Raw genomic sequence first — 20,959 nt, 5'->3', positions numbered from 1 at the left:
TTCGAGAAAATTTTATGCAAAAGTAGGGGATAGGGTTATGGACATAGTTAATGACACTAAGGGAACCTATCAGGATGAGGAACAATTACTCAAAAGCCTTCGGAAAACAGTTGAGAGAGTATTGCCTATTGCTCATTATCAAGAAGGTTATGGCAGGATAGGAACTACCCGGGCGGAGGATATCAAGTCACTTAAGGATTTTCAAAGACTTCCGTTAACGACTAAAGAGGATCTGCGTAAGAATTATCCATTTGGGCTTTTTGCCGAACCCATGGAAAACATCGTGCGACTGCACGCCTCCTCCGGAACGACGGGTAAACCGACGGTTGTAGGTTATACTCGCCAAGATATAATCCTTTGGTCTAAGATTGTGGCCGATGAGCTAAAAAGAGTGGGTGTGACCAAAAGGGATGTCGTTCAAATTGCTTACGGTTACGGCTTGTTCACTGGCGGAATGGGGCTGCACTATGGCTGCGAAGAACTGGGTGCTATAGTCGTTCCTATTTCGGGTGGAAATACGGCACGTCAATTAATGCTGATGCGAGATTTTGGTACGACGGTTTTAGCCTGTACCCCATCCTATGCGCTCTATTTAGCGGAAAGTCTGGAGGAATCCGGCATTTCACGGGATGAGTTGAAGTTAAAGATCGGGATTTTCGGTGCAGAGCCATGGACAGAAGGCATGAGAGAAGAAGTTGAAGCGCGATTGGGCATTAAAGCCTATGATATTTACGGGCTCAGTGAAATCATGGGGCCGGGTGTAGCCTTGGAATGTTCCGCGCAACAAGGGTTACATATTGATGAACATTTTTATCCTGAAATTTTAGATGCGGAAGGAAATCCATTGCCGAGCGGAGAACGTGGAGAATTAGTCATTACGAGCATTGATAAAGAGGGTTTTCCGGTTCTCCGTTATCGAACCAAAGATTTGACGACCTTACATTATGGCACATGCTCCTGCGGACATGTCGGCTGGACAATGGAACGTGTTTCGGCTCGAGTGGATGATATGTTAATTATCCGGGGGGTAAACGTCTTTCCGAGTCAAGTTGAAGAGGCAATCCTCCTTGAAGGATTTGAACCCCATTATCTGTTGGTCGTATACCGGGTTGGGAACCTGGATCAATTAGAAGTTCAAGTTGAGGTCAATGAAACGACGTTCTTTGACGAAGTTCGAGAGCTGGAAGGTCGTCAGGACCGGCTTAGAAAGAGAATTGAAGATGCCTTGGGAATTTCTGTAAAAATACGTCTGGTGGAACCAAAAAGCATCCCACGGAGTGAAGGGAAAGCGGTAAGGGTTATCGATAAGCGTAAAAAGGAGGGTTAGGAACATGCTGCAACTGTCTATTTTTCTGGAGAATGCCAAAGGAAGATTAGCTGAAGTACTCAGTCTTCTCGCCGAATGCAAGGTGAATTTGCGGGCCTTGTCATTAGCGGATACCAAAGATTATGGGGTATTGCGTATTATCGTGGATGACCCTGAGGGGACGGCCGTAAAATTACGGGAACGTAAAGTGGTTGTTTCCCTGACGCATGTCTGGGTACTCAAGGTTCCTGATCGCACCGGCGGACTAGCCGAGGTGCTTAATCAATTAGTTCAGCAAGATGTGGTTGTGGAGTATATGTATGCTTTTGTGGAGAAGGAGAATGAGCAGGCCCTTGTTGTCCTCCGGGTACAGGATAAGGCTATTATGGAAAAAGCAATGGAGGCGCTCAATTTGCCTGTGCTCTAAGGTGAATAGTAACGTATACCTACACGCCAAAGGAACTTCGCCGGAAAGGAAGATCCAGTTTCATTTAACGGAATTTAAAGCAAAAAACCGGTTGTTCCCCAGTGCCTCCCTAGACAGTGGGGTACCCCATGGGACAAAAAACTATGCCAACACTTAAAGGACGCTCTCGCGTCCTTTAAGTGTTGGCGTTATTACTTTTATCTTATGCTTTGGCGTTCTCAGAATGTCCTCTCAAGATGAGGTTTAAGGCTATCCCGATGACGGTTGCCCAGGCTACACTGTGTTCCGGCAGCCCGATTCCCAGAGCAAAGATGACGGAGGCAATAATCAGGTTTTTGGTTTCCGAGAAATCAATTTTTGCTTCGATAAGTGTGCGTAATCCCGCAGCGCCAATCATACCAAAAAGCAGAATGCAGACCCCTCCCATAACAGCTGTAGGAATAGACATGATGGCGACCTGCAGAGGGTTAATGATACTGAAGATAATTGCAAGGATTGCGGCAATCCAGATATTAAAAGTGCTGTAGACCTTTGTTACGGCAAGGACTCCTATGTTCTCACCATAAGTGGTTACAGGAGGGCCGCCGATTAAGCCGGCGAGACCGGTAGCCAGACCATTGCCGAGGAGGACCCGATGAAAGCCCGGCTTTTTTAGGGGATCGGAATGGGTGATATTACCTAAGACAATCATATGTCCCAAATCTTCGATGACTGTTACCAGTGCCAGAGGAGCAAATGCTAATATAGCAATTTTATCCCAGCTGGGCCATATAAAATCCTTTCCTAGTGCGACGGGGAAGGCGATAAAGTCTTCAGGATTAAGAACGGCATAGATTGGCTTGAAATCCACCATGCCCATGATCCCTGCAACAATATAACCGGCAATAATAGCTATAAGAATTGGAATTATTTTTAAAAAGCCTTTAGCATAGACGGAGAGTATAGCGGCAACAGCTAAAGTGAAAGCGGCAATATACCAATTGCCGGATGCCATATCTGCGGCTACCGGGGTTAAGCTTAAACCAATGATGGAAACGACGGGTCCGGCAACGATGGGGGGAACAATCGTATGAATCCAGCGGGTTCCAAAAGCAGCCATCAGAAGGAAGAGGATAACATACACCAGACCGACAGCTAAAACCCCACCCATGGCTCCGGCAGAATTATTACTCTGAACAAAGATGGTTAAAACTCCGATGTAAGCAAAGGAGGAACCAAGATAGGCGGGAACCTGACTTTTGGTTAATAGTAAAAATATAATAGTGCCGATCCCTGAAGAAAGGAGAGCCACCGATGGGCTGAGACCCGTTAAAAAAGGAACTAAGACTGTGGCGCCAAACATGGCAAAGACGTGTTGTAAACCGAGAGGGATCGCTTGGGCAAGGGGGAGCTTCTCGTGAATCTGAACTTCTGTAGACATTAATTCGACCTCCTTTTTCTAACAAAAAACCTCTTCCCCGCCCGCAAGCAAGAAAGAGGTGTCCATGTTCCATAAATCATGGTTCGCCATTCCCTTCTTAGTCTCACGGGACTAATTTAAAGGTTAGGGATTAACTGTCCTAAAGCATACCATACTATATTCTGGTTTGACAAGAGGTATATAAATTGTTCTTATAATTAATTAGCCGGATTAAAAATGCGGAAATCGGGCATGTCCCAGGATGCGACACGATGTCGCGTTCTGGGACATGCTTGTGCCGGTTGTATCAACCCAAAATGAGGTTGGAGGGGTGCAAAACTTCTTAATTATTTATGAAGCAGCCAGGATAAATTGTAATGCAAGGGTGAGATTTGATATAATATATTTTGACCAATATTGACATTAGCGTTAACGTATTAATAAGGAGGACTTCATCATGTACCGCTATGCTGAGGTATTGGTTGATGTGGCAAATCGACGCTTAGATCAAAGTTATCATTATTTTATTCCGGATTATCTTTGTTTAAAGATAGGAATGCGTGTTTTAGTCCCTCTTCAAAACCGAAAGGTACAGGGACTTGTAGTGAATGTGACGGATGATCTGCCAGAGGGAATGGAGGGCATTAATCTTAAATCTATATTAGAGATCGGGGATCAGGATAGCCTTCTTCCCGTGGAACTAATTGAACTTGCCTATTGGCTGTCCCAAACGACGATCTGCTCAGTTGCTCAAAGTTTACATACGGTTTGGCCGCTGCTTAAAGGCAAGATAGAAGACTGGATCATTCTTTTGGCTTCTGTTGAAGATCCGGATGTGCAGACCTTGCAGTGGCTGGATCCGGAGGCTTTTCGGGCATTAACAGTGCTTAATCGGGCAAGAAGAAAGGCTGTTTCTCTTAAAGTTTTCTTAAAACGAGCGGCTATATCCGTGGAAACACTGGATAAACTTCTTAAACAGGGATGGGTAAGGAAAGAAGTTCGCTTTATTACGCCGGCGCAAGCTTCTCTTGAGCAAAAAACTCATCTTGGACAAACTAACATAGCAAATCCTTCTATTATTCCAACGCCCAGACCCTATGAATTGACCGCAGAGCAAGCGGCGGCAGTAAGGTGTGTGCTGACCGCCTTAGAAGAAGGCTTGCCCCAAACGGTCTTATTGCATGGGGTGACTGGCAGCGGAAAAACAGAAGTCTATCGGGATTTGATCACTCAAGTATTAGCTCAGGGTGGAGATGCCATTCTTCTTGTGCCGGAAATATCATTGACATCCCAAGTGGCCCGTTATTTTGAAGCTCAATTTGGTGAGCAAGTGATTATCTTACATTCGGGTTTACGGCAGAAAGAAAAAATGCAGGCCTGGGCGGACATATCAGCAGGGCATAAACGGATTGTGATTGGAGCTCGTTCGGCTGTGTTTGCACCTTTGCCCCGCTTGCGCCTCATTATCTTAGATGAGGAACACGATGGAGCCTATAAGCAAGACGAGAATCCCAAATATCATGCGCGTGATGTCGCCCGCAAGAGGATGGAGCAACGCAGGGGTGTTGTCTTACTGGGAAGCGCAACCCCCTCTCTGGAAGCTTACGCAGCAGCAAAATCGGGCAAAATAGGCTTGGTGGTAATGTCAACAAGGATCGGAAAGAGTCTGCTGCCTCCAGTTGAAATTGTGGACATGCGGGATGAACTCCGCCAGGGAAACCGAAGCATATTTTCACTGTCCTTAAAAGAAAAATTACGGGATAGAATTACCCGAGGCGAGCAAACCATGCTTTTTCTCAATCGCAGAGGGTATTCCACCTTCGTAGTTTGTCGGGAATGCGGGCATGTGGTCAATTGCCCAAGCTGCGATATTGCTCTGACCTATCATACTCAAGGTCAGGCCATGCGTTGTCATTATTGCGATCATAAAGAGCTGCCGCCTCATACATGCCCGAAATGCAAAAGCCGGTATATTCGATTTTTTGGGCAGGGAACTCAACGTGTTGAAGAGGAGCTTCAAGGACTGTTCCCGGAGGTCCCGGTTCTGCGCCTGGATTTTGATACCACCCGCTCCAATGAAGCACATCACATGATTCTGGATAGATTTCGCCGTCAGGAAGCTTCTGTTTTAGTCGGGACGCAAATGATGGCTAAAGGATTGGATTTTCCGAATGTCACCTTGGTTGGGGTGATTGCAGCCGATCAAACTCTCAATATGCCGGATTTTCGGGCCAGAGAACGAACGTTTCAGTTATTGACTCAGGTGGCAGGGCGCGCGGGACGCAGTACCAAACCGGGCGAGGTTGTGATTCAAACATATTCTCCAAGAGATAGTGCTGTTGTGAGAGCGGCTCATCATGATTTTGAAGGGTTTTTTTGGGAAGAAATTCGCTATCGCAAAGAGCGAAAGTATCCGCCCTACACTCATATTATTCGAGTTTTGTTATTGCATGAAAAAGAGGAGCGGGTTATAAAAGGAGCTAATGAATTAGGCACCTGTTTACAACAAGGAATGCAGGAACCTAAATTTGGAAATACTGAATTGGATATTCTCGGTCCCGCACCGGCGGTGTTATCCAGGCTTAGGGACCAATGGAGATGGCAAATATCTGTTAAAGGAACAAGTCAGGATCTCCTGAGATCGTTTTTACATCAGGGGGTTCAAAGGTTTTTTAAGAACTCAGCGAGTAATGGTATAATCTTGAATATTGAAGTTGATCCGCTTTCAAGCTAGAGGTTTTTAATTGAAAGGAGTAATTAAGAAAATGGCAGTTTATCAGATTGTAGAAATAGGTGCAGAAGTCCTGCGTGAAAAAGCTAAAGAGGTTAAAGAGGTTAATTCTTCGATCAAAAAACTCCTGGACAATATGATAGACACATTGCATGATGCCCAAGGAGTGGGATTAGCGGCTCCGCAGATCGGGGTTTCCAAGCGAGTCATAATCGTCGAAGTTGACAATGTACTGTTGGAACTCATTAATCCGGTTATTTTGGAAAAAGAGGGAGCGAACAGTGCCGAGGAAGGGTGCCTTAGTATTCCCAATACAACCGGAGATGTCGTGAGGGCAGCAAAAGTTCGTGTTCAGGGGCTGAATCGGCAAGGAGAGATGGTCGATATTCAGGCTGATCGTTTATTGGCTCGCGCTCTGCAGCATGAGATAGATCACCTTGAAGGGATTCTTTTTGTTGATATTGCCAAGAAAACCTATCGGAGCTAAGTGTGAGGCGCGAGGCACGATGTTCGATGCTCGTGTTAACAGAGGGCGTAAAGTACAAAGCGGCACAGCGAGATGCCGATAAACAATAGGAATGGAATACACGTTCTTCGAATAATAGAATAGTAGAATTTAATATCAAAATTCTATTCATAAAGGGAAAGCATAATTTTAATTTTTTAAGTGAAAAAGCAAATGGCAATTTGACTATATAAAACCGGAATCACAGGCTACAGCTTACGCCTTAGTTGTTATCCTTCGCTGACGTCCAGGATGACAACTTTCCGAAGACTATGGTTTTCAGGTTCGAACCACGAATATCGAGCTTCGTACCTCGCGAAAGGGGGATATTAGGTATGCGAATAGTTTTTATGGGTACCCCTGATTTTGCTGTACCTACGCTGCGGGCCTTGGTGAGTGCGGGTCATGATGTGGCAGGGGTTTTTACTCAGCCTGACCGGCCGGCCGGAAGAGGGAAAAATTTAAAACCCAGTCCTGTAAAAATAGCGGCTGGGGAATTAGGTCTGCCTGTTTTTCAGCCTGAAAGGATTAAAACCCCGGAATCTATCCGGCAGCTAAAGGATTTAGCCCCTGAGAGTATTATTGTCGTGGCTTACGGACAGATACTTTCCAGGGAGATATTGCAACTGCCCGGAAAAGGGTGTATTAATGTGCACGCTTCGCTGCTCCCCGCTTATCGTGGAGCTGCACCGATTCATTGGGCGGTTATCAATGGAGAATCCTTTACGGGAGTGACTATCATGTTGATGGATGAAGGTCTTGATACAGGGGATATGCTCTTAAAACGGGAAATCCCCATTGCTCATGAATCAACCACGGGTGAGATTCATGACAAGTTAGCCATTGTAGGAGCAGAACTCTTAATTGAAACCTTACATGAGCTGGAGATGGGGGGTATCATTCCAACCCCTCAAACCGGTGACTCGAATTATGCGCCTCTTTTGAAACGTGAACATGAACGCTTAGATTGGACACGCAGGGCGGCAGAATTACACGATCAGATCCGGGGTTTAAACCCTTGGCCCGGTGCATTCTCAAGTTTTCGAGGAGAAAACTTGAAGATATGGAGGAGCACCCCTTTTTTACAGCATGACGGAATAGCCCCGGGAATGGAGGCTGAAGACTTCGAGAGGGTGTTGACTGACCCGGGTCAAATTATTCAGGTAGTTGGAGACAGCTTGCTTGTTCAAACCGGGGAGGGAATTCTCCGTGTTTTGGAGGTTCAACCTGCAGGGAAACGGGTTATGGCCGCACGAGACTTTTTTAATGGCCGGCATGGGCAAGTTGGGGAAAAATTTGATTGAACCATAAACTATGAGTGAAAAGGAGGCAAAGCCTATGCTTTTTTGGGATCCGACAATGGTTCTTTTAATTCCCGCCATATTACTTTCTTTGTACGCACAATTTAAGATTTCCTCATCTTATAAACGTTACTCTAAGATTCGCTCACAGTCGGGGCTTACGGGAGCCCAAGTCGCACGAGGCATCTTAAAGAGCAATGGTCTTTATGATGTACGTGTGGAACCGATTGGCGGGCGGCTTTCCGACCATTATGATCCGCGGACCAGGATCATCAGGCTGAGTGAGGACGTATTCCACGGCAGCTCACTTTCTTCTATAGCAGTCGCCGCTCATGAGACAGGACACGCGTTGCAACACGCTTCCGGGTACTTCCCCATGCAGCTCAGATCATCCTTCGTACCGGTTGCGAACATCGGCAGCGGAGCAGGTCCTATTTTAATCATGGTGGGTCTTTTCATGCCGACCTATGGCTGGCTGCTTGAATTGGGAATATTTGCATTTGCCTTTGCGGTGCTTTTTCAGGTGATTACTCTTCCTGTAGAATATAATGCCAGCAGCAGAGCTTTATCCCTGCTTCAGGAGGGGCGAATAATAGGAAGTGACGAGGTTCGTGGTGCGCGTTCAGTGTTAAATGCTGCTGCTTTGACTTATGTGGCTGCTGCGTTAGCCGCGATTCTCCAATTAGTGCGTTTTATGCTGATTGCCAGGGGTAGAAGTGATGACTAAAGAAACCGCTCGTAAAATGGCTGTCAACATGCTGACACGTGTTGAGGCAGAAGGCGCCTACGCCAATCTTCTTTTACAGAAAAACAGTCTCAGGCTGACAGATTCCAGGGATCGCCACTTTGTAACCTTGTTAGTCAACGGTACTCTTAAACACCGCTTGACCTTAGATTATGCCTTAAGAAGGCATTTAAGCAAACCAATGTCTTCGCTTCCCCATGAGGTTCGGGCAATTTTACGAATTGGTGCTTTTCAAATACTTTTTCTTGATAAAGTTCCCTCTGCTGTGGCGGTTAATGAAAGTGTGGAATTAGCCAAGGAATTCCCCAAATTTACGGGGTTGGTAAATGTGGTCTTGCGTAAGGTGATGGAAAGAGGATGGGATATCGACTGGCCGGATTTAAAACGCGAACCGGTTCGTTATCTGTCTGTACGATATTCACATCCCGAGTGGCTGATTCAACGCTGGCTGAACCGCTGGGGTATTGAAGAAACCGAAGCCTTGTGCAAAGTTAATAATGAGCCTTCTCCGACTTGGATTCGTACTAATACCCTTAAGATCTCGCGGGAGGATTTGACGGAACGGCTAAGAGAAGAAGGAATTACGGTCCAATTGGGAAGTCGCGTGCCTGAAAGCTTACAGATCTCAAATTTCGGGGCTTTAGATCAACTCGATAGTTTTCGAGAGGGGCTTTTTACTGTTCAGGATGAAAGTTCGCAACTTGTCGCCCATGTGGTAAATCCGCAGCCGGGTCAATCTGTGTTGGATGCTTGCAGTGCTCCGGGAGGCAAATCAACCCATCTTGCTCAAATGATGAAGAATGAAGGAAAAATCCTGGCCTTTGATATTCATGCCCATAAATTGGAGCTTGTTGAGCAGTTAGCTCAAAAACTAGGGATCACAATCATTGAGACACAAGTAGGAGATGCCCGGGATTTACCGGGAATAAGGCTTGAGTCCCAAGATTGTGTGCTGGTCGATGCTCCTTGTTCAGGGCTGGGTATTATTCGACGCAAGGCTGACTTGCGTTGGCAGAAAGAAGAACAAGGTCTTAAAGATTTGCCGGCACTGCAGCTTGCTATCTTGGAGAGAGCGGCGTCTTGTGTTAAAAATGGAGGAACTTTGGTTTACTCGACTTGTACGACTGAACCAGATGAGAACTTCGAACTGGTCAAGCGATTTCGCTTGTCGCATCCCGAGTTTGAACCGGTTGATCTGGCGGATGTGTTGCCCTTTATTTTAGAGGAGCCCCGGGATGTTAAGCAAGGGCGTAAAGGGATGTTACAGCTCTTACCCCATCGCCATGGGATGGATGGCTTCTTTTTGGCAAAATTTCGTCGATGTGAAGTTTAACTGGAATGAATTGGGTGAATAATATAGTATGGAAAACATTGAGCTGCGCGGTTGTTTGGAAGACGAGCTGACTGAGATCTGTCTGCAGATAGGTTTAAAACGGTTTCGGGCAATTCAATTGTTCGAATGGGTGCAACAAAAAGCAGTACGTTCTTGGGATGAAATGAAGAATGTGGGAAAGAGCGATCGGCACACCTTAAGTACCCGCCTGCGTTTCTATGCGTTAGATAAGATACGTGAGCAGCGTTCAAAGGATGGCACGCGTAAGTACTTGTTTCGCCTTGAAGATGGAGAGACCATCGAATGTGTTCTAATGGACTATGCCCGGACAACATCCCGCGATAGACATACTGTTTGTGTCTCTACTCAAGTCGGATGCCCGGTGGGATGCTCGTTTTGTGCGACTGGGTTAGAAGGGTTCCGAAGAAACTTGAGCGTCGCTGAGATTGTGGGCCAAGTCTTGGATATCACCTATTATGTTCGGCAGGAAGATCCGGATTTTCAGGTGACCAACCTTGTTTTTATGGGTATGGGGGAACCCTTACTCAATTACGACCGGGTTCTTAAAGCGATTCAATTATTAAATCACAGTCGAGGATTAAACATTGGCATGCGGCGAATGACAATTTCAACATCCGGAGTCGCACCAAAAATTGTTCAGCTGGCTGAGGATAATCCCCAAGTAGGCTTAGCGGTATCCCTTCATGCGGCTCAGGATGCTATAAGAAATGATTTGATCCCGATGAACCGACGCTATCCCTTAGAGCAGCTTATGAAGGCTTGCCGGGAGTATACCCAGAGAACGAAGCGCAGGATCACCTATGAAGTTGCTTTGACCTCAGAAAATGCCAAGCGAGAGGAGGCAGAAGCTCTGGCCCGATTACTGAAAGGACATTTAGGGCATGTCAACCTGATTCCTGTCAACCCGGTAGAGGGAACGGGGATGGAGCGCCCTGATCCGGAGAAGATAAGGAGATTTGCCCAGGTGTTAGAAGAGGCTGGGATTTCTGTATCTTCACGTGAAGAGCGGGGAACGGATATTGATGCAGCATGCGGTCAACTTCGCCGACAATGGGAGGGAGAGTTAAAATGAGCTTACTTGCCCGATTCGAAGGGGTGGCTGAATTCCTTTTTACTGAAGCTTTTAAAAAAAGTTCATCCCGCCTTCAACCCGTGGAAATAGCTAAGGAACTTGTGAAGTCGATGCTCAGGAACAAGCAGGTCAGCATCTCTCAAGTGTATGTGCCCAATATTTATCGGGTTTATCTCCATTCCAAGGATTGGGGGCCAATAGCAAGTTTCGGGGATGCGTTTCTCATTGAGCTGTCAAAATATTTATTTGCCGAAGCGGAACGAAATGAGTACACATTTTTAACCAAACCAGCCATAGAATTGCATGCAGATGATACTGTGAATCCCCGGCAAATGGTTATCGAAGTCGATTTTGATGATTCCATTGTTGTAGACTGGGGAGAGGAAGAAACGGATATTGAACCAGAAAACGAACATCTCCGGCTGAATCAATCGAACTGGCGGGAAAGCACAAGTATCTTCAGAGAAAGTGTCATGAAGAACTTGCCGGCTGAGGGCTTGGTCAGAAGGAATTTAGATTACTTTCTCGAAATTATAGAAGGACCTGATATCGGTCAGACCTTTGCTCTGCAGGATGAGGAGGTTATCATTGGCCGGCATGGACAATGTGATCTGGTTTTACATGATCCTGAGATCTCACGAAGACATCTGAAGATTGCACCTGGTAGGGAGAACGGTTGGTGGCTTGATGACTTGGGAAGTACGAATGGAACGTTCGTTAACGGACAAAGAATTACCCATCAAACGGTGGCTCCCGGAGATCGCATAACCATCGGACAAAGTGTCCTGGTCATACAAAGATTCCCTCTGACCTAACCGCTATTTTTGATTGGGAGGATTGTATGCAATTTGTGTTAGTCATAGGACGGCTCGTTTTTGTCGCCCTCATTTATCTTTTTATTTTTCGTATTTTTACGGCTCTTTTAGCAGATCTTCAACTAAAGGGTGTTTTTCAGCGTTCCGCCAATGAGTTCGGACGTTTAGAGGTGCTTACCGGAGGAGAAACACTCTCTAGGGGATGTGTTTTTAAAGTGGATGGAAAAGGGCTGCGTGTAGGACGGGGCAAGCACAATGATATTGTCTTGCCGGATCATTTTGCATCCATTGAGCATGCAGTTTTTCGGTTGCAAAAAGGACAAACTATTCTGGAAGACCTGGGAAGTACGAATGGAACTTGGGTTAATGGAGAGCAGATCCATTCTCCGGTACAACTGGTAGCCGGAGATTATGTGAAAATTGGAAGCATTACCTTCCAATACACGAGGTGGCAAAATGAGAGTTCTAAGCTTTAGTGAAAAAGGGTGTATTCGAAAAAATAATGAGGATTCGTTTTTAGTGTTATCTGATGAAGGTCTCTTTGCTGTGGCCGATGGGATGGGAGGGCACCGGGCGGGAGAGGTAGCGTCTTCTGCGGCCTTGCATGAATTAGAAACCTGGGTTCCGCGTCTTGCTGAGCTTGAAGATCAAGCGTTGGAAAAAAGTTTAACGGAAGCTTTCATTCAGGCCAATCAGGTCGTGTATGAATCCTCCACGACCGTTCCGGAAAATGCGGGTATGGGGACAACCTTAACCGTCCTGCTGATTCGCAAGGACAAGGTTGTGATTGCTCATGTGGGAGACAGCCGGGCTTACCTTTGGCGTAATGAGACCTTAACTCCTTTAACAATGGACCATTCGCTGGTCGGTGAGCTTATGAGATTAGGTCAGATTACACTTGATGAAGCAAAAAGACACCCTCAACGCAATGTTTTGATGCGTGCGGTCGGAGCAGACCCAACGATTGAAGTGGATTGCAGGAGTATTGGTTTGCAAACAAAGGATGTTTTTCTTTTGTGTACGGATGGTTTTTCTAATATGATAAGTGATCAGGAACTTTCAGAAGAATTTCTCGAACCAAGTCCTTGGGAAGAACGGTTGGAAAAATTAAGACAGCTTACCCTGGAACGGGGTGCCCCGGATAATTTCACAGCCTTGTGCTGTATTATGGAGTAAGCCTATGATTCAGCGTTTAATTTTACGAATTCTAGTCTTAGGAATGATGTGGATAGGAATAAGCCTGCTGAAATTAGACGGCGATACAAGCCGGCTCCTTTGGCAAGCACTGATTTTTACGGTCATTGTTCTGGCAGGGGGCTTAATGGAGCAGGTCTTCCATTATCGGGGAGATCCTTATATTCTGCCTGTTGTCCAGGCTATAATGGCTTTAGGACTGGTATTTGTGGTGAGAATTAATCCGGATGTTGCTTTGCACCAATTCTGGTGGGCAAATCTGGGGCTGCTGATCTTCTATGTGGTTTTATGGTCAATCAGGGATTATCGCTATTTTGGCAGGTTTCGATACATTTGGGGACTTCTGGCGGTGGGGTTGCTGCTGGTTACTCTTTTGTTTGGTTCTGAACAAGGAGGAGCAACAAGCACCTTTAAATTTGGGAGTATTGGGCTTCAGCCGGAGGAGTTTGTTAAGCTGGCCCTGCTCTTATTCATGGCTACCTATTTGGAAGAAAATGAAGAATTGCTGCGGATTGGAACGGTACAATGGGGAAAATTTTCATTACCCGATTGGAGGACAGTGAGACCGTTTATGATCATGGTGGCTTTCGTGCTGGGAATTTTAGCTGCCCAGAGAAGCTTGGGAACGGCCTTGGTCTTTTATATGCTTTTTGTACTTATGCTTTATGTTGTAACCGAGCGGAAATTATATTTAGGCATATCAATGCCGGTGTTCCTGCTGACTGGGACTGTTGGATATATGCTCTTTGGGCATGTTCGCGTTCGGGTAGCTATGTGGCTGAACCCCTGGCAAGATCCAACCGGAATGGGGTATCAAATTGCTCAATCCCTGTTTGCCATTGGGGGCGGGAAAATCCTGGGTACGGGGTTAGGCAATGGTATTGGGGCTTCAACGGTACCCGTGGCCATTAGTGATTTTATCTTTTCCGTTATTGCAGAAGAATTGGGATTTGCCGGGGCTATGGCCGTACTGGTGCTCTTCCTGATTGTCGTAATGAGAGCTTTTTCCGTCAGCCTGAAAGCTAAAGATCGTTTTGGACAAATCCTGGCTGCCGGGATTGGGATCCTCCTCGGTACAGAAACGTTAATTATTCTGGCCGGGGTTACCAAGCTGCTTCCTTTGACAGGGATTCCTCTTCCCTGGGTGAGTTATGGCGGAAGTTCCCTCATTATCCATTTTATTTTGCTGGGTGTTCTGCTGAATATTTCTAATGCCACAGCGGTGAGTTCTCATACCGCCAAGAATAAGGGAAGGGAGTATGCAACATAATGCGAGGGGTACGTCAGGTAGCATTGGGCATGGCCTTTAGTTTTTTTGTTCTTAGTCTTGGCTTAGTCTATTGGCAGGTTGTTCAGGCAGATACTTTGCTGGAAAATCCGGCTAATCGCCGGCTGATTCTTATGGAAAGCCGCGTGACTCGGGGAGGAATTTTTGATCGTAACGGCGAAATATTAGCCCAGACTCAGATTGCAGAGGGAAAGAAGGTTCGGGTCTATCCCAAAGGGGAGATGTTTGAGCCTGTCCTTGGTTATTCTTCGGTGAAACTTGGTGCTTCCGGTCTTGAAGGAAGCCTGGCAGACTGGCTGTTAGGAATTAAGAGGGCCACCCCCACTCAGGCGGTTCAGCAGCTTTTTGCACTGCCGCGTCAAGGAGATGACGTGGTGCTTACTTTGGACTCCCGCCTGCAAAGCATTGCTTATAATGCACTTAAAGGAAAAATGGGGTCTGTAGTGGCCCTGGACCCGCAAACAGGTGAAGTGTTGGCCATGGTCAGCCAGCCCAGTTTTAATCCCACAAACCTTGATCAAAAATGGAATGAAATAATAAGTCAGGAAGAAAAGAAACCCCTTGGCGAAAAGCAAAGACCCCTTGAACACCGTTATTTTTCTCTCTATCCGCCGGGATCAACTATGAAGGTAGTCACCTCGGCAGCCTTATTGAGAAGTGGTTTGAATACTACAGATTTATATCAGTGTCAAGGATCGACGATTATTAATGGACAAGTCATTCGGGAACAGAACGATAGAGCACATGGTTGGGTTAATTATAATATGGCTTTGGCCGAATCATGCAACACGTACTTCGCGACATTCGGAGTGCAGGCTGGAGATCAAGTCTTTCTTTCAGCGGTCAAAGGATTTGGGTTTGGACAAACGATTCCTTTCGAATTAAAGGTTCCAAGGAGTTCAATTACCAAGGAAACCATGAATCCGACGTCGTTGAATACGAATCTGCTGGCTGCCAGCACATTTGGCCAGGGAGAAGTTCTGGTAACCCCTTTCCATATGGCGTTGATGACGGCCGGAATTGCCAACGATGGAGTTATCATGACTCCCCATCTAATTGAAAGAGTGCTTGACTCCTCCCAGAATGTCTTATTTCAACAGAAACCTCAGCCTTGGCTGACAGCGCTTTCTAAAGAGGAAGCGGATAAGATAACGAGCGGTATGGTCACAGCGGTAACGGATGGTACGGCTGCCCCCGGAGCCTTACCCGGTGTTCAGGTCGCAGGTAAGACGGGCTCAGCTGAGCCTGGAGGAAATGTGCTGACCCATGCTTGGTATATCGCATTTGCACCCGCGGATAACCCGCAAATTGCGGTTGCCGTAATCGTAGAAAATGGCGGAACCGGAGGAGGAGCCGCAGCTCCGATCGCACGACAGATTATTCAGGAAGCATTGAACCAGAAAGTTGGTGACAAAAGTGAGTAAAATCTTCGGGGAACGGTATGAAGTTATCGAGCAAATTGGTGCCGGGGGTATGGCGATTGTTTTTAAGGCCAAGGATCTGTTACTGAACCGAGTTGTGACCATTAAGGTCCTTCGAGAACAGTTTGTCACTGATGAAGACTTTATTCGTCGGTTTCGGAGGGAAGCCCAGTCCGCAGCAAGCTTATCTCATCCCAACATTGTTTCAATCTATGATGTAGGTAAAGATGGAGATATGGAATACATCGTTATGGAATATGTGGAAGGCCGTAATCTCAAAGAAATTATTCGGGAGTATGCCCCGCTTTCCAATGACCAGACCATTAATCTTGCCAGACAAATCACAGGAGCCATCCAAAACGCTCATACACACCATATTATTCACAGGGACATTAAGCCTCACAACATATTAGTAACGGCAGACGGGCACGCTAAGGTCACAGACTTCGGTATCGCCAGGGCCGTATCTTCAGCGACTGTGACCCATACCGGAGATATTGTAGGTTCGGTTCATTACCTATCGCCTGAACAAGCCAAGGGAATTCAAAGCAATGAGCAGTCGGACATATATTCTCTGGGGATTGTTCTGTACGAATTGCTTACCGGTAAAGTTCCTTATGACGGCGAAACTCCGATTGCTATTGCCTTGAAGCATTTACAGCAGGAGCCTGTTCCGCCGAGCAAGCTCAATCCCCGAATTGGTAAAGAACTGGAAGGGGTTATTATGCGGGCAATCTCCAAAGCCCCCGAACGACGTTACCAGACGGCGAAAGATCTGCTGGAAGATCTAAATCATATTCAGGCGGGTCAGCCTATAGCTTGGTTCGATGCTTTTCAAGCAGATGATCCCGAAAAGACTCAGACGCACAAAGGAATGAGTGAGGCTCTGGCTCCGATTGGAATAAAAAGCTCGGCCCCTCCTAGGGCTGTAAATAAGAAACGCCGGCTAATGATTATTGGGGGATTCGTGCTTCTTCTCGCTCTGCTGGTCGGAGGCCTTTGGAAATACCTTGCAGTAGAATCGACGACGGTTCCGAATTTAGTAGGTAAAATTGTGCCTGTTGCAGAGGAGTATCTAAAACAGCGTAAATTAACTCTCGATCCGGAGATAGCTTATGAATTTAATAGTGAAGTTAAGGAAGATTATATTATTAAACAGGACCCTCAGGCAGATACCTCGATAAAAGCTGGACGAACAGTAAAAGTAGTAGTAAGCAAAGGTATTGAGCTGATCGAATTTCCAAATGTAATGGTTGGTCAGATGTCAAAGGAAAATGCCATAAATATGATTACCAATGCTGAATTCACAGGAGAGATTAAATTTGCCTATAAGACAGATGACGCGGCAAAAGATTCTGTTATTGACCAGAATCCAGCGCCAAAAGCAGCATGGCCTAAGAATGGCAACATCACTTTGACCCTAAGCGCAGGACCGCAATGGGAGACAATCAATATGCCAAATGTGATTGGCAGGCTATCTTCCGAAGCCAAAATGATTCTCGAAGATCAAAATAAGCTGGTACTGAGGATAGAGACCGAACTTTCTGATACGTCCCCGGAAGGTGTAGTGACGCGCACGGTTCCTAACCCGGGAGAAAGCGTTCAGCAGGGTTCAGAAGTGACAATGTATGTTTCGCGGGGACCTGGTCCTTATGCTCAAGGAATAGGTGATCAGGCAGGAAATAATCCGGTATCGGTTGCCCGGCTCTTGACAAATCTTCGCCAGTACAATGATTAGTGAGGAATAAAAATGATTGATGGAGTCCTTCTCAAAGGATATGGCGGATTTTATTATGTTTATGCGGAAGGCCGAGTATGGGAATGTTCCCTGCGCGGTCGCTTTCGCGTTAAAGATCAAGAGTTTTTGCCGGGAGATCAGGTAAGCATTCTCTCGGAAGAAGCGGAAGGCCCACACTTGGCTAAGGCGACGATTGAATCTGTAGGGTCACGCCGGAATGCTTTAACACGACCTGCAATTGCTAATGTGGATCAGGCTATTTTGGTTTTTGCCATGACTTCCCCGAGGCCGGACCTTAATCTTCTGGACCGCTTGTTAATCCAAGTGATTGAGGCAGATATTGAGCCTATTTTAGTCTTTACTAAATTAGATAAGTACCGGGCGGACCCCTTAAATGATGGACCAGATCACGCTTTAACAGATGTTTACCGTAATATAGGATACAAAGTGTTTGAGGTTTCCAGCGAAACGGGTCAGGGAATTGAAGAAATCCGTGCCCATCTGGCGAATAAGATTAGTGTGCTCGCCGGGCCTTCAGGTGCCGGAAAGTCCAGTCTCTTTAATGCCTTATCTCCTGGAAAGAAACTGAAAACAGGACGAATAAGTCATAAGTCAAAGCGCGGCCGCCATACGACACGGCATGTAGAATTAATGGTTTGCGCAGGAGGACTGGTTGCAGATACACCTGGTTTTTCCTCTCTTTATTTACCGGAAATGAAGCGGGCGGAATTAACGGACTTTTTTCCCGAGTTCGCCCAGCGTCGAGGACTCTGCCGTTTTAATAGCTGTTTACATGATAAAGAACCCAATTGTGCTATTAAAGCCGCACTGGAAAATGGAGAAATTTATCCGGAGCGTTATGAGCATTATCTTATTTTCTTGAAAGAAGTAATTGAAGCAGAGAGGAAGTATTAATGTGATTCAAATGGCCCCTTCTATTTTATCCGCAGATTTTTCCCGCCTGGCAGAACAGGTTAAACTGGTTGAGGAGGCAGGTGCAGAAGTTTTACATATCGATATCATGGACGGGCATTTTGTCCCCAACCTTACCTTTGGACCGGCCCTGGTTAAGTCAATAAGAGACCATTCGCGAATGCGTTTTGATGTGCACCTGATGGTTGAAGAGCCTGAGAAGTTTATTGCAGATTTTGCAGCGGCTGGTGCCGATCATATCACCTTTCATTTAGAGACAACGCCACATGTTCATCGTGTCATTCAACAAATCAAGGAACGTGGAATGACAGCTGGAATAGCACTTAATCCTGCGACACCACTGGATGGGTTGAAGTACGTTTTAGGAGATTTGGATATGGTGCTCTTGATGACGGTCAACCCAGGATTTGGGGGGCAAAAATTTATACCTAATGTTGTTCCGAAAATCCAGGTTCTTCAGCGTCACCTTGAACAAACTCAATCCTCTTGTCTTATTGAAGTAGATGGAGGAATTAATATGGAAACTGCTCCGGTAGTCGCCAAGGCGGGAGCCCATATTTTAGTGGCGGGAGCAGCCGTCTTCGCTCAACCGGATCCACAGCAAGCGGTTAAGAATATTCGCCAGGCTGCGAACCTAAAGTAGGGTGATTAAAAATTAAGATAGCGGTCTTAGCAAATGGTGCTTGGGATTTGGAATGGGGAAAACAGACCCTTAAAGAGGTTGATTTCTTGATATGCGCGGATGGGGGAGCAAATTATGCTGCCCTTTCTTCACGCATGCCTGATCTAGTCATCGGAGATTTAGATTCTATTTCGCCCGAAAATTTGAGTCAATGTGCAAAGAGCGGCTGTATCATTGTGAGTTATCCCAGTGAAAAGGATGAGACGGACCTTGAATTGGCTCTTTTGCGGGCTGAGGAAGAGGCTCGCAGGCTTGATGAACGAGATATTTGGCTGTATGGAGCGACAGGCAAACGCCTCGATCATTTCTTAGGTAATATTTCGCTTATGCTGGACTATGCTCAAAAAGGGTATCGGATTCGAGTTGTTGATCCTGAGCATGAAATGTGGATTGTTCAGGGCCGGGAAGAGATAGGGGGTTCCTCTGGGCAGGAACTCTCCTTGATTTCTTTGTCCGAGAAGTCCGTTGTCTCGACAGAGGGCTTGTACTATCCGCTCCGGAAGGGTGTTCTTCTTCAGAGCCGCCCTCGGGGGATAAGTAATGTGTTTCTGGGGGAGAAGGCAGTGGTTGAGATTCATGAGGGTTGGGTCCTGCTGGTTATTGTGAGAGCAGGGGTGTGACAGAGGGATAGGGTTGTTGACACATTTCTATTTAATGAATTATGGTGTGAGCAGTGAGTTGCAATGGAGTGTAAGGATTGAGTTCTAAGGAAAGGCTATAACTGAGATACACAAGGAACCATTTTACCGTTTATTATAGATATTAGGACAAATAAGATTAAATAAAGGATTGACGATTATGCAACATGATGAACTGTGGATTGGGACTATGCTTGAAGGAAATGCCCGTTGGGTTCTGGTGAAGTCGACGGATACGGTGGAGGAAGCCCGGAGACGTCATGGGATGTCTCCCCTTGCAACTGCTGCGCTGGGAAGGTCGATGACTGGGGCTCTTGTTTTAGCCAGTTCCCTGAAAGGGGAAGAGAATGTTACTTTGCGTTTATTAGGCGACGGCCCTTTAGGAGGAGTAGTTGCTGTTGGAAATGCGCGGGGTGAGGTGCGGGGATATGTCCGGGAACCTTTGGTGGATTTACCCCTTAAGGCTTCTGGTAAACTTGATGTGGGTACAGCAGTCGGGCGCGGAGAATTGACCGTCAGCCGAAGCTTGCAGAATGGCGAGGTTTATACGGGAATGGTTCCTTTGGTTAGCGGGGAGATTGCTGAGGATCTGGTGCATTATTTATTATCCTCTGAACAGATTCCTTCTGCCATGCTATTAGGGGTATTGGTAGAAAAAGATTATCATGTGGCCGGAGCCGGCGGGCTCTTGATTCAGCCTTTGCCCGGGGCGCCTGAAGAGGATATTCAAGCTATTGAAAACCAGCTCGGAAGGCTGCAGACAGGAATTAGTGAATTGGTCGCCCAGAGTGAATCTATGGAGGAGTTATTGAGTCATTTGCTGGGGAAGCTCCCTTATCATGTTTTAGAGCGGCGTCCGGTTGGGTTTACCTGTATGTGTTCAAAAGAACGCTTGAGTGGAACGTTGGTTTCATTAGGTAAAAAAGAAATAGCAGACCTGATCTCGGATGGGAAAGCCGAGATGGTTTGCCATTTTTGCAACGAACATTATCAGTTTAGCATGGATGAGCTTCAGGAGATTTGGGAGAGGGCATGATGATAAAATGAAAAAAGCCCGAGCATAAGTCGGGCTTTTGATTCATTAGATTGCGCGTTGAACTTTACCGGAACGCAAGCATCTGGTGCAAACTTTAATCCGGGTAGGGGTGCCGTTCACAATCGCACGAACATTTTGTAAGTTTGGTTTCCAAGTACGTTTTGTCCGTATATGAGAGTGGCTGACTTGAAATCCAGTAACTACTCCTTTAGCGCATACAGCACAAACATTAGCCATGTGCTAAACCTCCTTTGCAGCCGAAATGACACTTATTCATTCTATCAAATGTCTTACGGGTTGGCAAGGTTTCCCGGTGAATATTTGTTGATTGCTTGAAACTGGACTTCAACCATAAGTACCCCAAAATTCCACAA

Annotated in this window: 20 protein-coding genes; 18 read left to right on the top strand and 2 right to left on the bottom strand. The window is 46.3% G+C overall.

All coding sequences use genetic code 11. The annotated features are described in order from the left end of the window. The first annotated feature begins 37 nt into the window (after window positions 1-37). A complete protein-coding gene (locus DESYODRAFT_RS21825) occupies window positions 38-1,327 on the top strand; it encodes a phenylacetate--CoA ligase family protein (protein WP_007786418.1) in 1,290 nt (429 codons plus the stop codon). Window positions 1,328-1,331: 4 nt separating this feature from the next. Further along, complete coding sequence (locus DESYODRAFT_RS21820; protein WP_007786416.1) at window positions 1,332-1,733, top strand: ACT domain-containing protein; 402 nt, start codon at window positions 1,332-1,334, stop codon at window positions 1,731-1,733. A gap of 202 nt (window positions 1,734-1,935) precedes the next feature. On the opposite strand, the gene DESYODRAFT_RS21815 is transcribed toward DESYODRAFT_RS21820, so the two are convergent. Then, the gene (locus tag DESYODRAFT_RS21815; RefSeq protein WP_007786415.1) at window positions 1,936-3,153 is read right to left on the bottom strand and encodes a solute carrier family 23 protein; all 1,218 of its coding nucleotides are present in this window, start codon (window positions 3,151-3,153) and stop codon (window positions 1,936-1,938) included. 436 nt (window positions 3,154-3,589) lie between these two features. Between DESYODRAFT_RS21815 and priA the strand changes: the two genes are divergently transcribed. From priA to hslO, 16 genes are all read left to right on the top strand, one after another. Continuing rightward, window positions 3,590-5,866 (top strand): replication restart helicase PriA, encoded by a 2,277-nt coding sequence (gene priA, locus DESYODRAFT_RS21810; protein WP_007786414.1) that lies wholly within the window; start codon window positions 3,590-3,592, stop codon window positions 5,864-5,866. Window positions 5,867-5,897: 31 nt separating this feature from the next. Continuing rightward, window positions 5,898-6,350: a peptide deformylase gene (gene def, locus DESYODRAFT_RS21805; protein WP_007786413.1), complete on the top strand. Its 453-nt coding sequence runs from the start codon at window positions 5,898-5,900 to the stop codon at window positions 6,348-6,350. Between the two features lie 353 nt (window positions 6,351-6,703). After that, window positions 6,704-7,672, top strand: coding sequence for a methionyl-tRNA formyltransferase (gene fmt, locus DESYODRAFT_RS21800; RefSeq protein ID WP_007786412.1), 969 nt, complete (start codon window positions 6,704-6,706; stop codon window positions 7,670-7,672). Window positions 7,673-7,706: 34 nt separating this feature from the next. Beyond that, window positions 7,707-8,396 (top strand): zinc metallopeptidase, encoded by a 690-nt coding sequence (locus tag DESYODRAFT_RS21795; protein ID WP_007786411.1) that lies wholly within the window; start codon window positions 7,707-7,709, stop codon window positions 8,394-8,396. After that, complete coding sequence (gene rsmB / locus DESYODRAFT_RS21790; RefSeq protein ID WP_007786409.1) at window positions 8,389-9,747, top strand: 16S rRNA (cytosine(967)-C(5))-methyltransferase RsmB; 1,359 nt, start codon at window positions 8,389-8,391, stop codon at window positions 9,745-9,747. The genes DESYODRAFT_RS21795 and rsmB overlap by 8 nt, the downstream gene beginning before the upstream one ends. A 28-nt stretch (window positions 9,748-9,775) precedes the next feature. Continuing rightward, window positions 9,776-10,840, top strand: coding sequence for a dual-specificity RNA methyltransferase RlmN (rlmN, locus tag DESYODRAFT_RS21785; protein ID WP_007786407.1), 1,065 nt, complete (start codon window positions 9,776-9,778; stop codon window positions 10,838-10,840). Further along, entirely contained in the window at window positions 10,837-11,655 is an 819-nt protein-coding gene (locus DESYODRAFT_RS21780; protein ID WP_007786406.1) for an FHA domain-containing protein, read from the top strand. The genes rlmN and DESYODRAFT_RS21780 overlap by 4 nt, the downstream gene beginning before the upstream one ends. A gap of 26 nt (window positions 11,656-11,681) precedes the next feature. Beyond that, window positions 11,682-12,131 carry an FHA domain-containing protein gene (locus DESYODRAFT_RS21775; protein WP_007786405.1) on the top strand — a complete coding sequence of 150 codons (450 nt, stop codon included), beginning with the start codon at window positions 11,682-11,684 and terminating at the stop codon, window positions 12,129-12,131. Next, window positions 12,112-12,831 carry a Stp1/IreP family PP2C-type Ser/Thr phosphatase gene (locus tag DESYODRAFT_RS21770; protein WP_007786404.1) on the top strand — a complete coding sequence of 240 codons (720 nt, stop codon included), beginning with the start codon at window positions 12,112-12,114 and terminating at the stop codon, window positions 12,829-12,831. The genes DESYODRAFT_RS21775 and DESYODRAFT_RS21770 overlap by 20 nt, the downstream gene beginning before the upstream one ends. A 4-nt stretch (window positions 12,832-12,835) precedes the next feature. Further along, entirely contained in the window at window positions 12,836-14,119 is a 1,284-nt protein-coding gene (locus DESYODRAFT_RS21765; RefSeq protein ID WP_007786403.1) for an FtsW/RodA/SpoVE family cell cycle protein, read from the top strand. Next, window positions 14,119-15,561, top strand: coding sequence for a peptidoglycan D,D-transpeptidase FtsI family protein (locus DESYODRAFT_RS21760; RefSeq protein ID WP_007786402.1), 1,443 nt, complete (start codon window positions 14,119-14,121; stop codon window positions 15,559-15,561). The genes DESYODRAFT_RS21765 and DESYODRAFT_RS21760 overlap by 1 nt, the downstream gene beginning before the upstream one ends. Then, window positions 15,554-17,296 carry a Stk1 family PASTA domain-containing Ser/Thr kinase gene (pknB, locus tag DESYODRAFT_RS21755; protein ID WP_007786401.1) on the top strand — a complete coding sequence of 581 codons (1,743 nt, stop codon included), beginning with the start codon at window positions 15,554-15,556 and terminating at the stop codon, window positions 17,294-17,296. The genes DESYODRAFT_RS21760 and pknB overlap by 8 nt, the downstream gene beginning before the upstream one ends. A 12-nt stretch (window positions 17,297-17,308) precedes the next feature. Then, complete coding sequence (gene rsgA, locus DESYODRAFT_RS21750) at window positions 17,309-18,211, top strand: ribosome small subunit-dependent GTPase A (protein ID WP_007786400.1); 903 nt, start codon at window positions 17,309-17,311, stop codon at window positions 18,209-18,211. Between the two features lies 1 nt (window position 18,212). Next, a complete protein-coding gene (gene rpe, locus DESYODRAFT_RS21745) occupies window positions 18,213-18,872 on the top strand; it encodes a ribulose-phosphate 3-epimerase (RefSeq protein ID WP_007786399.1) in 660 nt (219 codons plus the stop codon). Between the two features lie 11 nt (window positions 18,873-18,883). Then, on the top strand, window positions 18,884-19,531 hold the full coding sequence (locus DESYODRAFT_RS21740) for a thiamine diphosphokinase (RefSeq protein WP_007786398.1): 648 nt from the start codon (window positions 18,884-18,886) through the stop codon (window positions 19,529-19,531). A gap of 178 nt (window positions 19,532-19,709) precedes the next feature. Further along, the gene (gene hslO / locus DESYODRAFT_RS21735; protein WP_007786396.1) at window positions 19,710-20,585 is read left to right on the top strand and encodes an Hsp33 family molecular chaperone HslO; all 876 of its coding nucleotides are present in this window, start codon (window positions 19,710-19,712) and stop codon (window positions 20,583-20,585) included. Between the two features lie 45 nt (window positions 20,586-20,630). Here the strand turns inward: hslO and rpmB are convergent, their stop codons facing one another. Continuing rightward, window positions 20,631-20,822, bottom strand: coding sequence for a 50S ribosomal protein L28 (gene rpmB / locus DESYODRAFT_RS21730; RefSeq protein WP_007786393.1), 192 nt, complete (start codon window positions 20,820-20,822; stop codon window positions 20,631-20,633). Window positions 20,823-20,959: the final 137 nt, after the last annotated feature.

This window comes from Desulfosporosinus youngiae DSM 17734 (assembly GCF_000244895.1).
Classification (GTDB): Bacteria; Bacillota; Desulfitobacteriia; order Desulfitobacteriales; family Desulfitobacteriaceae; genus Desulfosporosinus; species Desulfosporosinus youngiae.
Note: the sequence above shows the minus strand (reverse complement) of the source record. Positions and strands in the feature narration are given on the sequence as shown.

Bases quoted from the DNA above. Each gene is read 5' to 3' on its own strand.
- DESYODRAFT_RS21825 (WP_007786418.1), top strand. From the start codon at position 38: ATGGACATAGTTAATGACACTAAGGGAACCTATCAGGATGAGGAACAA.
- def (WP_007786413.1), top strand. From the start codon at position 5,898: ATGGCAGTTTATCAGATTGTAGAAATAGGTGCAGAAGTCCTGCGTGAA.
- DESYODRAFT_RS21770 (WP_007786404.1), top strand. From the start codon at position 12,112: ATGAGAGTTCTAAGCTTTAGTGAAAAAGGGTGTATTCGAAAAAATAAT.
- DESYODRAFT_RS21760 (WP_007786402.1), top strand. From the start codon at position 14,119: ATGCGAGGGGTACGTCAGGTAGCATTGGGCATGGCCTTTAGTTTTTTT.
- hslO (WP_007786396.1), top strand. From the start codon at position 19,710: ATGCAACATGATGAACTGTGGATTGGGACTATGCTTGAAGGAAATGCC.
- DESYODRAFT_RS21795 (WP_007786411.1), top strand. From the start codon at position 7,707: ATGCTTTTTTGGGATCCGACAATGGTTCTTTTAATTCCCGCCATATTA.
- rsmB (WP_007786409.1), top strand. From the start codon at position 8,389: ATGACTAAAGAAACCGCTCGTAAAATGGCTGTCAACATGCTGACACGT.
- DESYODRAFT_RS21765 (WP_007786403.1), top strand. From the start codon at position 12,836: ATGATTCAGCGTTTAATTTTACGAATTCTAGTCTTAGGAATGATGTGG.
- rsgA (WP_007786400.1), top strand. From the start codon at position 17,309: ATGATTGATGGAGTCCTTCTCAAAGGATATGGCGGATTTTATTATGTT.
- rlmN (WP_007786407.1), top strand. From the start codon at position 9,776: ATGGAAAACATTGAGCTGCGCGGTTGTTTGGAAGACGAGCTGACTGAG.
- DESYODRAFT_RS21815 (WP_007786415.1), bottom strand. From the start codon at position 3,153: ATGTCTACAGAAGTTCAGATTCACGAGAAGCTCCCCCTTGCCCAAGCG.
- DESYODRAFT_RS21775 (WP_007786405.1), top strand. From the start codon at position 11,682: ATGCAATTTGTGTTAGTCATAGGACGGCTCGTTTTTGTCGCCCTCATT.
- fmt (WP_007786412.1), top strand. From the start codon at position 6,704: ATGCGAATAGTTTTTATGGGTACCCCTGATTTTGCTGTACCTACGCTG.
- rpmB (WP_007786393.1), bottom strand. From the start codon at position 20,822: ATGGCTAATGTTTGTGCTGTATGCGCTAAAGGAGTAGTTACTGGATTT.
- DESYODRAFT_RS21820 (WP_007786416.1), top strand. From the start codon at position 1,332: ATGCTGCAACTGTCTATTTTTCTGGAGAATGCCAAAGGAAGATTAGCT.
- DESYODRAFT_RS21780 (WP_007786406.1), top strand. From the start codon at position 10,837: ATGAGCTTACTTGCCCGATTCGAAGGGGTGGCTGAATTCCTTTTTACT.
- priA (WP_007786414.1), top strand. From the start codon at position 3,590: ATGTACCGCTATGCTGAGGTATTGGTTGATGTGGCAAATCGACGCTTA.